Annotated in this window: 14 protein-coding genes and 2 pseudogenes; 9 read left to right on the forward strand and 7 right to left on the reverse strand. The window is 69.9% G+C overall.

The annotated features are described in order from the left end of the window. Nucleotides 1–683 (reverse strand): annotated as a pseudogene (locus ACZ434_RS04700) (IS256 family transposase); the annotation flags it as partial. A gap of 632 nt (nucleotides 684–1,315) precedes the next feature. Between ACZ434_RS04700 and ACZ434_RS04705 the strand changes: the two are divergent. The 4 genes and pseudogenes from ACZ434_RS04705 to ACZ434_RS04720 all read left to right on the forward strand — a co-directional run. After that, a complete protein-coding gene (locus ACZ434_RS04705) occupies nucleotides 1,316–1,582 on the forward strand; it encodes a hypothetical protein (RefSeq protein WP_468451834.1) in 267 nt (88 codons plus the stop codon). Next, nucleotides 1,579–1,971, forward strand: a complete 393-nt coding sequence (locus ACZ434_RS04710) for a PIN domain-containing protein (protein WP_468451836.1) — start codon at nucleotides 1,579–1,581, stop codon at nucleotides 1,969–1,971. Before ACZ434_RS04705 ends, ACZ434_RS04710 begins: the two co-directional genes overlap by 4 nt. 491 nt (nucleotides 1,972–2,462) lie before the next feature. Then, nucleotides 2,463–2,732 (forward strand): hypothetical protein, encoded by a 270-nt coding sequence (locus ACZ434_RS04715; protein ID WP_468451838.1) that lies wholly within the window; start codon nucleotides 2,463–2,465, stop codon nucleotides 2,730–2,732. Next, a pseudogene (locus tag ACZ434_RS04720) lies at nucleotides 2,663–3,287 on the forward strand (IS630 family transposase); the annotation flags it as partial. The gene ACZ434_RS04715 and the pseudogene ACZ434_RS04720, both read left to right, overlap by 70 nt. 130 nt (nucleotides 3,288–3,417) lie before the next feature. Here the strand turns inward: ACZ434_RS04720 and ychF are convergent. Then, nucleotides 3,418–4,506, reverse strand: coding sequence for a redox-regulated ATPase YchF (gene ychF / locus ACZ434_RS04725; protein ID WP_468451840.1), 1,089 nt, complete (start codon nucleotides 4,504–4,506; stop codon nucleotides 3,418–3,420). Nucleotides 4,507–4,864: 358 nt separating this feature from the next. On the opposite strand from ychF, the gene ACZ434_RS04730 reads away from it, so the two are divergent. After that, nucleotides 4,865–5,344, forward strand: coding sequence for a DUF6542 domain-containing protein (locus ACZ434_RS04730; protein ID WP_468451842.1), 480 nt, complete (start codon nucleotides 4,865–4,867; stop codon nucleotides 5,342–5,344). A 28-nt stretch (nucleotides 5,345–5,372) separates the two neighbouring features. On the opposite strand, the gene ppgK is transcribed toward ACZ434_RS04730, so the two are convergent. Next, nucleotides 5,373–6,119 (reverse strand): polyphosphate--glucose phosphotransferase, encoded by a 747-nt coding sequence (gene ppgK, locus ACZ434_RS04735; protein WP_468451844.1) that lies wholly within the window; start codon nucleotides 6,117–6,119, stop codon nucleotides 5,373–5,375. Between the two features lie 102 nt (nucleotides 6,120–6,221). Continuing rightward, on the reverse strand, nucleotides 6,222–7,253 hold the full coding sequence (locus ACZ434_RS04740) for a 4-hydroxy-3-methylbut-2-enyl diphosphate reductase (RefSeq protein ID WP_468452881.1): 1,032 nt from the start codon (nucleotides 7,251–7,253) through the stop codon (nucleotides 6,222–6,224). Nucleotides 7,254–7,319: 66 nt separating this feature from the next. Between ACZ434_RS04740 and xseA the strand changes: the two genes are divergently transcribed. The 3 genes from xseA to ACZ434_RS04755 all read left to right on the forward strand — a co-directional run bounded on the left by xseA (nucleotide 7,320) and on the right by ACZ434_RS04755 (nucleotide 9,515). Continuing rightward, nucleotides 7,320–8,528, forward strand: a complete 1,209-nt coding sequence (xseA, locus tag ACZ434_RS04745) for an exodeoxyribonuclease VII large subunit (protein WP_468451846.1) — start codon at nucleotides 7,320–7,322, stop codon at nucleotides 8,526–8,528. A 9-nt stretch (nucleotides 8,529–8,537) separates the two neighbouring features. Next, nucleotides 8,538–8,792, forward strand: coding sequence for an exodeoxyribonuclease VII small subunit (locus ACZ434_RS04750; protein ID WP_468451848.1), 255 nt, complete (start codon nucleotides 8,538–8,540; stop codon nucleotides 8,790–8,792). A gap of 132 nt (nucleotides 8,793–8,924) precedes the next feature. Continuing rightward, entirely contained in the window at nucleotides 8,925–9,515 is a 591-nt protein-coding gene (locus tag ACZ434_RS04755; RefSeq protein ID WP_468451850.1) for a malonic semialdehyde reductase, read from the forward strand. A 130-nt stretch (nucleotides 9,516–9,645) separates the two neighbouring features. On the opposite strand, the gene ACZ434_RS04760 is transcribed toward ACZ434_RS04755, so the two are convergent. Further along, the gene (locus ACZ434_RS04760; protein WP_468451852.1) at nucleotides 9,646–10,152 is read right to left on the reverse strand and encodes a DUF4245 domain-containing protein; all 507 of its coding nucleotides are present in this window, start codon (nucleotides 10,150–10,152) and stop codon (nucleotides 9,646–9,648) included. Between the two features lie 144 nt (nucleotides 10,153–10,296). On the opposite strand from ACZ434_RS04760, the gene glpX reads away from it, so the two are divergent. After that, nucleotides 10,297–11,331, forward strand: coding sequence for a class II fructose-bisphosphatase (gene glpX / locus ACZ434_RS04765; RefSeq protein ID WP_384711898.1), 1,035 nt, complete (start codon nucleotides 10,297–10,299; stop codon nucleotides 11,329–11,331). A 260-nt stretch (nucleotides 11,332–11,591) separates the two neighbouring features. On the opposite strand, the gene ACZ434_RS04770 is transcribed toward glpX, so the two are convergent. Then, on the reverse strand, nucleotides 11,592–11,966 hold the full coding sequence (locus ACZ434_RS04770; protein WP_468451855.1) for a WhiB family transcriptional regulator: 375 nt from the start codon (nucleotides 11,964–11,966) through the stop codon (nucleotides 11,592–11,594). A gap of 108 nt (nucleotides 11,967–12,074) precedes the next feature. Next, nucleotides 12,075–12,770 (reverse strand): DUF1707 SHOCT-like domain-containing protein, encoded by a 696-nt coding sequence (locus ACZ434_RS04775; protein WP_468451857.1) that lies wholly within the window; start codon nucleotides 12,768–12,770, stop codon nucleotides 12,075–12,077. Nucleotides 12,771–12,873: the final 103 nt, after the last annotated feature.

Here is a 12,873-nt window from a genome sequence, read left to right on the forward strand (position 1 = left end):
AGGCGGACGCCACTCAGGCCGCGTTCTCGCAAGGAACGCAGGAACTGGGTCCAGAAGGCTTCGGTCTCGCTGTCGCCGACCATGACCCCGACGACTTCGCGGCCGCCGTCCTGGGTGACGCCGGTGGCGATGACGATCGCCTGGGAGACGATGCGGTGGTCGACGCGGGCCTTGACGTAGGTGGCGTCGAGGAACAGGTAGGGGAAGCGGATGTGGTCCAGCGGGCGGGTCCGGAAGGCGTCGAGCTGTTCGTCGAGGTCCGCGCAGATCCGGGAGACCTCGCTCTTGGAGATCCCGGTGTCGGATCCGAGGGCTTTGACGAGGTCGTCGACGGAGCGGGTGGAGACGCCATGGACGTAGGCCTCCATGACGACCGCGTAGAGGGCCTGGTCGATGCGCCGCCGGCGCTCGAGGAGGCTGGGGAAGAAGCTCCCGGCCCGCAGCTTCGGGATCGCGAGCTCGAGGTCGCCGGCCTGCGTGGTCACCGTCTTCTCCCGGTGCCCATTGCGCCAGGTGGTGCGGGTGTCGGTGTGTTCGCCCCACTCGGCGCCGATCTTCGTGGTGGCCTCGGCCTCGATCAGTTCCTGCAGCAGCCGCTCGGCGACCTCGCGGACGAGTTCAAGACCATCTGCCGAACGTAGTTACTCAAGCAGGCGAAGTAGGTCATGCTGGGACAAGGCCACCGTGCACCCCCTGGGGTCGAACTGCCCGTTCACTCCGGACAGTTGCACGGTGGCCTGCCAGTTGAGCAGGGAGCAGACACCGGCAGACGGTGCACCCCAGGGAGCAGAACCCGCGCACTCAACCGCGGAGATCCCCTACACCACACAGCGGGACGCCATCCGCTCCAGCCACTCCTGGGCCCAGGACCGCAACGGCACAAGCCCTCGCGCAGGATCGAAGCGAACGTCGGCCTTCTTGTCGTTCTCGACCTTGTCGGCAAAAGCGTCCGCACCATCCGAGCCCACCCGACGGGGAAACGACCTCTCCCGCTGACGCCCGCGCCTACCACCCGGTTCACAGGGAAAATTCCGGTTCCGGACGTCCCTCTTGCACCTCTGAAAAACGCTCGCCACCCAAGCCCCTATCCGTCGCCTGGCCCGTGCTCGAAACCGTGCACCGTCACCCCACAGCCGAGCACGATATTCATCACCAATCCGCCCTTTTAGGCGAATGTGGACCAGTCCCACCCGCAGCCCCGCAGGCCATCGAGTCGGCGAGGCCCCTCCTCGCCGGATGCGCTCGCACCTTCCGCGCTCGTCAGCACGTGATCGGTGTATCAGCACCGAAGGCCATACCGCGCTATGGTTGCTATATGGCTACCAAGAAGGTGACTATCACTCTCGACGAAGCCCTGGCCGAAGCCCTGGCCGGAGCCGCCGAGGAAGAAGGCATCCCACTCTCCCGCCTCGTCGCCGGAGCAGCCGAACGCGAGCTGCGCTTGCGGGCTGGCCGGGCCGTCATCCAGGAGTGGCAGGCGGAACACGGCGCCTTCACCCCGGAAGAGCTCGCCGCCGCCCGCGCGGACCTGGCCGCCGCCGACGCCGAGTACCTCAGCAGCTCGGGAGCCTCGGCCGCGTGAACATCCCCTACCTGTACGACGCCGGGGTACTCATCGCCATCGATAACGACGACCGACGCATGTGGGCCCGCCACAGTCTGGCCCTGGACGACGGCCGGGACATCCACGTCCCGTCCGTCGTCGTCAGCCAGGCATGGCGGGACTCCCGCCGCCAGGTCAGACTCGGCAAGTTCCTCGCCGGGTGCCACGTCGTACCCGTCGGCCTCGAAACCGCCAAGACCGCAGGCATTCTCTGTGGCAAGGCCGGCACCTCCGACATCGTCGACGCCACCGTCGTGACCATGGCAGCCAGCCTCGGGGCCATCATCTGGACTTCGGACCCGGACGACATCCGCACCCTCATCGACGCCCAGGACATCAAACCCGCCCCCGTCATCCGCATCGTCTAGCCACCCGTGATCTGACGGCGCCGTCCAACCTCCGGGACTGGAGCGACATCTCAGGAGACATCGAGTTCTCTCGTTCCTCGGTACGGGACGCACAGCGAAGTATCGCGGCCATCCTGGAGGAGCTTGCCGCGAAGGGGCTTGCTCTCTACTCCGCGACGAGGGACGACTATTCTCCTACCGGCGGCCCGTCGCCGTTCTTGGGGACTGTGGCCCTCTTCAAGATCGCTCGGGTAGATCCCGCCGCACCTACGAGCAGCTGACGGGCGACCGGCCTCCCAGAGTTTGAACGGCACGATCAACGCTGCGCTGGCCAAAGGTCGTGGAGCTTCGAGACCTTCGGTGCCTGCGGCCTCGACCGAGAACAGGGCGATCCAACGGTATGTCGGCGCAGGCTTCTGCGCCGACATACCAAAGCGCTCTGCCGCCCCATTGAGCGGCAGAGCGCTTCAGGATCGAGGAAGCCGCTACTCGTCCAGTGCCAGGTCCTCACCGTGCTGGTGCCGAAGCTGGGTAAGAATCAGGCTTCCGACGCCGAGGACCCCGAACGCGTAGCGCTTGGCATCCGCGCGCTTCTGGATGTTGTGGCGATCAACGTTCCCGAGCGCTTGCGTGAAGCCCATCCCAGTGCCTCGCCAGCCCGCCCACTCCCCAGCTTCCCGGCCCGACGGGCGATGGAGCGGGACGACGAGGCGGTGGCCGGGTGGGTCAAGGAGGTGTGGCCCTGCGCGGAAGACTCGCGGCGGCCCGTGGAGCTTGGCTGATCTTCGAGGACGAAGCCGGATTCTCCATGACGCCGCCGCAGGCCAGGACCTGGTCACAGCGCGGCCGCACCCCAGTGGGTGCGAGTTCGCGGCCGATCCCGCAGACGCATCTCCATCGCAGCGTTGACCTGTTACAAGCCCGGCCACCGGTCCCGGCTGATCTACCGGCCCCGCCGCGATGACGGCAACCGCGACGGCCGGAAGAGCTTTTCCTGGCGCGACTACCGGGACCTGCTGATCGCAGCACACCAGCAACTCGGTGGCCCGATCGTACTCATCTGGGACAATCTGAACGTCCACAGGGCCGCCGGCCTGCGGGAATGGGCGGCAGCCCGGGACTGGCTGACCATCTACTACCTCCCGCCCTACGCACCCGACCTCAACCCTGTCGAAGGCATCTGGTCGCTTCTGCGACGCGGCTGGCTCTCCAACGTCGCCTTCAGCACCCCCGAACACCTCGTCCAGCGCATCCGGCGCGGTCTCCGCCACATCCAGTACCGCAACCACCTCATAGACGGCTGTCTTACCGAGACGGGGCTGACCATCAACCCCTGATCACCGAAGGCGACACCACGAGTTCAAGCTCAGTAAGCACCTTCCGACTATCAGAAAAGGGGTCCACCTCAAAGGCGAACCCCTTCTGAACTGCAGTTTCCGAAACCTAAGAAAGTGGTTTAACTTTCAATTAAACATTGAAGCGGAACTCCACCACGTCCCCGTCCTGCATGACGTAGTCCTTGCCCTCCATGCGGGCCTTGCCCTTGGCGCGGGCCTCCGTGACCGAGCCGGTTTCGACCAGGTCGTCGAAGGAGATGACCTCGGCCTTGATGAAGCCCTTCTGGAAGTCGGTGTGGATGACGCCGGCGGCCTCGGGGGCGGTGGCGCCCTTCTTGATGGTCCAGGCGCGGGATTCCTTGGGGCCGGCCGTCAGGTAGGTCTGCAGGCCGAGGGTGCGGAAGCCGACGTGGGCGAGGGTGGCGAGGCCGGGTTCCTCCTGGCCGACGGACTGGAGGAGTTCGAGGGCCTCGTCCTCGTCCAGTTCGGCGAGGTCCGCCTCCAGCTTGGCGTTGAGGAAGATCGCCTCGGCGGGGGCGACCAGGGCGCGCTGCTCGTTCTTGAAGTCCTCGTCGGTCAGCTCGTCCTCGTCGACGTTGAAGACGTAGAGGAAGGGCTTGGTGGTGAGGAGGTGCAGGTCGTGGAGGAGCTCCGCGCGCTCGGTGCCCTGGACGATGCCCTGGGAGAAGAGGGTGTCGCCCTTCTCCAGGATCTCCTTGGCCTCCTCGACCGCCTTGACCTTGGGTGCGATGTCCTTCTTGATCCGCGACTCCTTCTGGAGGCGGGGCAGGACCTTCTCGATGGTCTGGAGGTCGGCGAGGATCAGCTCGGTGTTGATCGTCTCGATGTCGTCCTTCGGCGAGACCTTGCCGTCGACGTGGACGACGTTCTCGTCCTTGAAGGCTCGGATGACCTGGCAGATGGCGTCGGACTCGCGGATGTTCGCGAGGAACTTGTTGCCCAGGCCCTCGCCCTCCGACGCGCCGCGCACGATGCCCGCGATGTCGACGAAGTCGACGGTGGCCGGGAGGACGCGCTGGGAGGAGAAGATCTCCGCCAGCTTGGTCAGGCGGGGGTCGGGGACGCCGACCACGCCGACGTTCGGCTCGATCGTGGCGAACGGGTAGTTGGCCGCCAGCACGTCGTTCTTGGTCAGGGCGTTGAACAGGGTCGACTTGCCGACATTCGGCAGACCGACGATTCCGATCGTGAGCGACACGTTGCGACTTCCCGTACGTGAGGATGGAGGGGAGGGTGGACTCGCCCTACGGGCTGTGTGGGGCGGTCCACCAGTCTACGGCGTGGGCGTGCGCGTCCGGCCGGTGTGTCGAACGCCTGACCACATGGCCCATTACCGGTCACCGGCGTGTCTGACAGGCCGTTCGGCACATAAAACGACCTAAGTTGGTCCGGTGGAGCAACACAGGACGCGACCCACGCAGCACGGACCGCGACGTGAAGCGGCGCCCGGACCGCCCGGCCCGTCCCGGCCGGGGAGGTCTTCGCTGCCTCCGCAGGCCGGGCGGGCGGCGGGAGGGGGAGTCGTACGGTCACCGCGGGCGGCCCGGCCCGCCCGGGTGCCGCAGCGGCGGCCCGCTTCCGCGCCGGCCGCTCGTCGGCTGCCCAACCCGCGGCTCACCGGACTGGGCGGCGGTCTGTTCTGCGGGCTGGTGATGCTCGCGTTCGGGCTGCTGACCGAGACGCTGTTCGGGGCGTCCCAGACGGTGTACGGCGTGCTGTTCCTGCCGGTGTGCGTGCTGACCGCGCTGTGGGTGCGCGGCGGGGATGTGCTCATCGCGCCCGTGGTGCTGCCGATCGCCTTCGCCGTGGGGCTGGTCCCGGTCGCCGACACCGGCGGCGGAGGCGCCCTCGACCGGGTGATGGGCATGGTGACGGGCCTCGCCACCCAGGCGGGGTGGCTCTACGGCGGGACGCTCGTCGCGGGCGTGATCGTGCTCGTGCGCAGGGTGCACACGGTGCGTGCGGCGCGCCGGGTGCGGGAGGCCGACCGGCCGGCCGCCGCAGGCGCGGCGCGCAAGCGGCCCGCCCGGCCGTAGGCGGCCCGCCCCGGCCGTACGCCGCCCGCTACGCGCCCGTCGCCGCGCGCATCGCCGCTCCGACGATGCCCGCGTTGTTCTGCAGCTGCGCCGGGACGACCTCGGCCCTGATGCCCGTGATGTGGTCCAGGAACTTGTGGGACTTGCGGCTGACGCCGCCGCCGATGATGAACAGCTCGGGCGAGAACAGCATCTCCACGTGGGCCAGGTACTTCCGCACCCGGTGCCCCCACTCCTCCCACGACAGGTCGTGGTCCTCCTTGGCCTTGCTGGAGGCGCGCTTCTCCGCCTCGTGGCCGTGCAGCTCCAGGTGGCCGAGCTCGCTGTTGGGGACGAGGACGCCGTCCACGAACAGGGCGCTGCCGATCCCGGTGCCGAAGGTGAGCAGGATGACCGTGCCCCGGTGGTGGCGTCCGGCGCCGAAGTGCATCTCGGCGACGCCCGCCGCGTCCGCGTCGTTCACCACCGTCACCGGGAGGCCGCCCAGGCGGTCGCCGAGCAGCACGCGCGCGTCGGTGTCGACCCAGCTCTTGTCGACGTTGGCCGCGGTGCGGACCGTGGTGCCGCCGGTGACCACTCCGGGGAAGGTGACGCCGACCGGGCCGGTCCAGCCGAAGTGGTCGACGACCTGCTTCACGCCGTCGGCCACCGCGTCCGGCGTGGCCGGGTGCGGGGTGAGGACCTTGCAGCGCTCCTGCGCCAGGTCCCCCTTGTCCAGGTCGACCGGGGCGCCCTTGATCCCGGATCCGCCGATGTCCACGCCGAAGATCTGCATGCCTCCACGTTACGACGTACGACGGACGGTCACGGGGTCGCCCTGTCGCCCTCCGTGACCGCCGGCGTCCGTCGTACGGACGTCACCGCGCGGACGCGGACGTCACCGCGCGGAAGCGGAATCCTCGCCGGTGCCCGTGCCGCCGCGCTCGGCCACCAGGGCGGCGGCCTCCTCGCGCAGATCGCGGCGGAGCTCCTTGGGCAGGGAGAAGATGATGGACTCCTCGGCCGCCTTGACGATCTCGACGTCCTCGAAGCCGCGCTGCGACAGCCATGCGAGGACCTGCTCGACCAGGATCTCCGGCACCGAGGCGCCCGAGGTCACGCCGACCGTGGAGACGCCCTCCAGCCAGGCCTCGTCGATCTCGTCGGCGAAGTCGACCAGGTACGAGGCGCGGGCGCCGGCCAGCTTGGCGACCTCGACCAGGCGCTTGGAGTTGGAGGAGTTGCGGGAGCCGACCACGATCACCAGGTCGGCCTCGGCGCCCATCTGCTTGACCGCGAGCTGGCGGTTCTGCGTGGCGTAGCAGATGTCGTCGCTGGGCGGGGAGATCAGCTGGGGGAACTTCTCCTTGAGGGCGTCGACGGTCTCCATGGTCTCGTCGACGCTCAACGTGGTCTGGGAGAGCCAGACGACCTTGGACGGGTCGCGGACCTCGACCTTGGCCACGTCGCCCGGTCCGTCGACGAGCTGGATGTGGTCGGGGGCCTCGCCGGAGGTGCCGATGACCTCCTCGTGGCCCTCGTGGCCGATCAGGAGGATGTCGTAGTCGTCGTTGGCGAAGCGGACGGCTTCCTTGTGGACCTTGGTGACCAGCGGGCAGGTGGCGTCGATGGTGGCGAGCCGGCCGCGCTCGGCCTCCTCGTGGACGACGGGGGCGACGCCGTGCGCGGAGAACATCACGATGTTGCCCGGGGGGACCTCCTCCGTCTGTTCGACGAAGATCGCGCCCTTCTTCTCCAGGGTCTGCACGACGTACTTGTTGTGCACGATCTCGTGCCGGACGTAGACGGGGGCCCCGTACTGCTCCAGGGCCTTCTCGACGGCGATCACGGCGCGGTCCACACCCGCGCAGTAGCCACGGGGGGCGGCGAGCAGGACACGGCGGCCAGGCGAAGCGGTCATGCCTCCCATCGTAAGGGCCACGTCCCGGGGGTCCGGTCACGGTGTGTTGTCAGTGGGGCGCACTACTCTCGCGGCATGGCTGTCAACACGTCTGCGGAGGCTCCCATCCCGGTCGGGGAGGTGTCGCGGCTCATCGGCGGGTGGATCGACCGGCTCGGCGCGGTGTGGGTGGAGGGGCAGATCACCCAGCTGTCGCGGCGGCCGGGCGCCGGGGTGGTGTTCCTGACGCTGCGCGACCCGTCGTACGACATCTCCGTGGGCGTGACCTGCTACCGGCAGGTGTTCGACGCGGTCGCGGACGTCGTGAGCGAGGGCGCGCGGGTGGTGGTGCACTGCAAGCCGGAGTGGTACGCGCCGCGCGGGCAGCTGTCGCTGCGCGCCGCCGAGATCCGGCCGGTGGGGGTCGGGGAGCTGCTGGCGCGGCTGGAGCAGCTGAAGAAGTCCCTCGCGCGGGAGGGGCTGTTCGCTCCGGAGCGCAAGAAGCCGCTGCCGTTCCTGCCGCAGCTGATCGGTCTGGTGTGCGGGCGGGCCTCGGCGGCCGAGCGGGACGTGCTGGAGAACGCGCGGCACCGCTGGCCGGCCGTGCGCTTCGAGGTGCGCAACGTGCCGGTGCAGGGGGTGCACGCGGTGCCGCAGGTGGTCCAGGCGGTGAAGGAGCTGGACGCGATCGACGAGGTGGACGTGATCGTCGTCGCGCGCGGCGGCGGCAGCGTGGAGGACCTGCTGCCGTTCTCCGACGAGCAGCTGGTGCGGGCGGTGGCGGCGTGCCGTACGCCGGTGGTCTCGGCGATCGGGCACGAGCCGGACAATCCGCTGCTCGACCATGTCGCCGACCTGCGCGCCTCGACGCCGACCGACGCCGCGAAGAAGGTGGTGCCGGACGTGGGCGAGGAGTTCGAGCGGGTACGGATGCTGCGCGACCGCGCGCGGCGCTGTGTGGGGGCGCTGGTGGACCGGGAGGAGCGCGGGCTGGCGCACGCACTGGCCAGGCCCTCGATACAGGACCCGCACCGGATGATCGACGCCCGCGCGGAGGAGGTCACGGCGCTGCTGGAACGGGGGCGCCGCTCGCTGCGGCACCAGCTGGACCGGGCCGACTCCGAGCTGACGCACACGCACGCGCGCGTGGTGGCCCTCTCCCCCGCCGCGACGCTGAAGCGCGGGTACGCGGTGCTCCAGCGGCCGGACGGGCACGCGGTGCGCGCTCCGGGCGAGGTGGAGGCCGGGGAGGCGTTGCGGGCGCGGGTGTCCGAGGGCGAGTTCACTGTCCGAGTCGATGTTTAGGGTGGGCGCATGACCGGCAAGACGGAGACGGAATCCGAGCAGGTGGCGGCCGAGGCGCTCGGGTACGAGCAGGCGCGGGACGAGCTGATCGAGGTCGTACGGCGGCTGGAGGCGGGCGGTACGACGCTGGAGGAGTCCCTCGCGCTCTGGGAGCGGGGGGAGGAGCTGGCCAGGGTGTGCCGGCGCTGGCTGGAGGGGGCGCGGGCCCGGCTGGACGCGGCGCTGGCGGAGGAGGCCGAGGAGGAGGGCGGTGGCGAAGGCTGATCCGTGAAATGGATCACCCCGTTCCGGATTTAGTTGAGCGTTGAACTTCATGGGCGTACGGTCGAGTCCGCCAACAGGTCCATGGCCCCTGCACGGAGCCCGGACCGACGTACCCCCGCAAGAGGTTCACGTATGTCTCTCGTTCTCGACGCCGCCGCCCAGGACCTGCTGTTCCGCGAGGCGCGCACCGCCAACACGTTCACCGACGAACCGGTGACCGACGAGCAGGTGCGGGCGATCCACGACCTGGTCAAGTACGGCCCCACCGCCATGAACCAGTCGCCGCTGCGCGTCACGCTGGTCCGCTCCCCCGAGGCCCGTGAGCGTCTGGTCCAGCACATGGCCGAGGGCAACCGGGCCAAGACGGCCACCGCCCCGCTGGTGGCGATCCTGTCCGCGGACAACGAGTTCCACGAGGAGCTGCCGCAGCTCTTCCCGCACTTCCCGCAGGCCAAGGACGCCGTCTTCGGCGAGCGCCCGGTGCGGGAGAGCTCCGCCGCGCTGAACGCCACCCTCCAGGCCGGCTACTTCATCGTCGGCGTCCGCGCCGCCGGCCTGGCCGCCGGGCCGATGACCGGTCTCGACTTCGAGGGCGTCCGCAAGGAGTTCCTGGACGACGACCACACCCCGCTGATGGTCGTCAACATCGGCCGCCCCGGCCCCGACGCCTGGTACCCGCGCAGCCCGCGCCTGGAGTTCGAGCAGGTCGTCACCACGGTCTGACCCCGGCCGCCCGTACGGCGCAAAGGGGGCGGGGCTTCGCCGGATCGGCCGATCCGGCGAAGCCCCGCCCCTTTCGTCTGCCCGCTCACTCGATGCGCGGTTCCCGCTCACGCCGTGCGCGCTTCCCCGCTCACTCGGTGCGCAGCGCCTCGGCCATCTTCGTCAGCTGCCCGATCGACCCGGTGCCGGTCACCAGGGTGGTGGAGCCCTCGGTGCCCTCCAGGACCAGCGCGTCGTAGTGGTCGCCCTCGTAACGCGTCCACGTCCTGCCGTCGATCTGCTGGGTGGTGCCGGTCTTCTCCGCGCCCTGCGTCTTCTCGTCGATGAACTTCGCCCGCTTGTCCGTGGACTGCTCGACCGCCACGTACTGCCCGTTCGGGGCGTGGTAGCCGAGGTGCCAGGCGTCGGCCTCGGCGCCCCGGAAGCGCACGGAGGTGGGCTTCCACGCCTCCGGCAGGCCGACGGGGGCGGCCACGGGGTAGGGGGCGGCCCGGCGGGCGGTGAGCAGGTCGACCCGGTAGTCGACCCGCTTGAGGTCCGGGGGACCGTCCTCCTGGGAGTTGAACAGCCAGACCACTCCCGCCACGAGCACGATGACGGCCAGGGAGAGGATCATGTCCCGGGCCGTTTTCTGCATGCTGTTCGTTCCTGCCACGCCCCCTATCGTCGCAGGTGCCCGGAGCGCTCATCCGTGGGGGCCCCTGCTCATTTTGTCTGCCTGGCGATAGAGTCTTGGCCCACACCCTCATCCGGCCGTCGTCGTACAGAAAGGTGCGCTCCGATGACCGAACACCATCATTTGCCGTCCGAGCTCGATGTCCCCTCCGAGGCCCCCGACCGCAACCTCGCCCTGGAGCTCGTACGGGTCACCGAGGCCGCGGCGATGGCCGCGGGCCGCTGGGTAGGGCGCGGCGACAAGAACGGCGCCGACGGGGCCGCGGTACGCGCCATGCGCACGCTCGTGTCCACCGTCTCGATGAACGGCGTCGTCGTCATCGGCGAGGGCGAGAAGGACGAGGCCCCGATGCTCTTCAACGGGGAGCGCGTGGGCGACGGGACCGGACCGGAGTGCGACATCGCCGTCGACCCGATCGACGGCACCACGCTGACCGCCAAGGGCATGACGAACGCCATCGCCGTGCTGGCCGCCGCCGAGCGCGGCTCGATGTTCGACCCCTCGGCCGTGTTCTACATGGACAAGCTGGTCACCGGCCCGGAGGCGGCCGACTTCGTCGACATCAACGCGCCGGTGAACGTGAACATCCGGCGGGTCGCCAAGGCGAAGCGGGTCACCCCCGAGGACGTCACCGTGGTGATCCTGGACCGGCCGCGGCACGAGGGCATCATCAAGGAGATCCGGGAGACCGGCGCGCGCATCAAGCTGATCTCCGACGGCGATGTGGCGGGCTCGATCCTCGCGCTGCGCGAGGGCACCGGCATCGACCTGCTGCTGGGGGTCGGCGGGACGCCCGAGGGCATCATCTCGGCCTGTGCGGTGAAGTGCCTGGGCGGCACCATCCAGGGCAAGCTGTGGCCGAAGGACGACGAGGAGCGGCAGCGGGCGGTCGACGCGGGGCACGACCTGGACCGGGTGCTGACCACGGAGGACCTGGTCACCGGGGACAACGTGTTCTTCGTGGCGACGGGGATCACCGATGGTGAGCTGCTGCGTGGGGTGCGGTACCGGTCGGAGACGGCCACGACGGACTCGATCGTGATGCGGTCGAAGTCGGGGACGGTGCGGAGGATCGATTCCGAGCATCGGTTGAGCAAGCTGCGGGCGTACAGCGCGGTTGACTTCGACCGCGCCAAGTAGGACTCCGCCGGGGCGGCAGTGGGGGTGGGCCGGTCGCGCCCACGCGACGGAGGCGCAGATGCCGCGGCGCCGGGCCCGCTCCTCGCCCCGCCCCGCCGGAGCGGCGCCAGCCGCATGTGTCACGCCCCGCGCCCCTGGTCGGCTGCCGTTGCCCGGCGCTCACCGGGACCCGGCGCGTACACGGCCGGGCGCACTCGACGGGCACGGTGTTCAAACGGGCGTCCCCTGTGCGGAGGGGGCGCCTCTTCCTCGTGAGCGGGTCAGCCCGCGGCGGGTATGCGGTTCTGGCGGGTGGTCTTCTTCAGTTCCATGTCGCGGCGCCTGCGGCGGGCGAGGACCACGCGGCGTTCGGCGGCGGTGAGGCCGCCCCAGACGCCGTAGGGCTCGGGCTGGAGCAGGGCGTGTTCGCGGCACTCGACCATGACCGGACAGCGGGCGCAGACCCGCTTGGCCGCCTCCTCGCGGGAGAGCCGGGCGGCGGTGGGCTCCTTCGACGGTGCGAAGAACAGCCCCGCCTCGTCGCGCCGGCACACCGCCTCGGTGTGCCAGGGCGCGTCCTGGTCCCTGTCCCGCGCTGCCACTCGCCGGTCCGGAACGGCGGCTACCTGCAGGGACGAATGCGGCGGTTGCAGCACGGTCTACTCCTGACGACGGCTTCGCAAGCGAGACACGATGCAGCAAGGCTTACCCGATGTGCGCGAGCCTATGCACTGAGTTCCCGGCGGGCTCCGCCCGTCCCGGAGTCAGTGGCCGAGATGCTTGCGCAGGCTCTTGTCGACCTTGCGGTGCACCCGGTCGAGGATGTCCGCGACGAGCTTGCCGCGCCGGGGCCGCGCCTCGACGCTGCCCAGGATCGCCCAGCCGTCGACGAAGACCACCGGGGCCTGCTCGTCGGCCGCGTCCAGGGTGTCCACCTCGAAGGAGCCGAGCACGCCGCCGCCCGTGCCGCGCAGCGACACGTTCTCCGGGACGCGGATCTCGACGCTGCCGAAGACGGAGAAGGCCTTGATCATCACCTGCTGGTGGTCGAACATGGCCTCGCTGAGGTCGATCTCGACGCTGCCGAAGATCGCGTACGCGTGGATGCGGCGGCCGGTCCGCCAGCGGCCCTTGCGGCCGGCGGCGCTGAACACCGCGACCACGTTGTCATCGGGCTCCATCGGGATGGCGCCCGCGGTCGGGCGGTGCGGGGCGGCGGCGCGGGCCGCTCCGCGCTGGTGGGCTATGGGCAGGTCCTGGATGAACACATCCAGTTCCCCCACCGTCTTGGCGGCCAGCACGCCCTCGACGCGCTCCGCGTGCTCGTCGGCGCTCAGACGGCCCTCGGCGAGGGCCTCGCGCAGGATGTCGGCGATACGGTCCCGGTCGGCGTCGGAGGCGCGCAGCTCGGCCGTCCGCGGTGCCGTGTCCGGCTGCTGGGCGTGCTTCTGAAGGTCCACGGCAGCAGCCTACCCAAACGCGATAGATCGCGACTACCCTCTGGGGCGGACAACTGAGGACAACCTCACAAGTCCGCCGCCGACGGCAGGTCCTAGGCTGGTG

Source organism: Streptomyces sp. NPDC030893, from assembly GCF_055571535.1.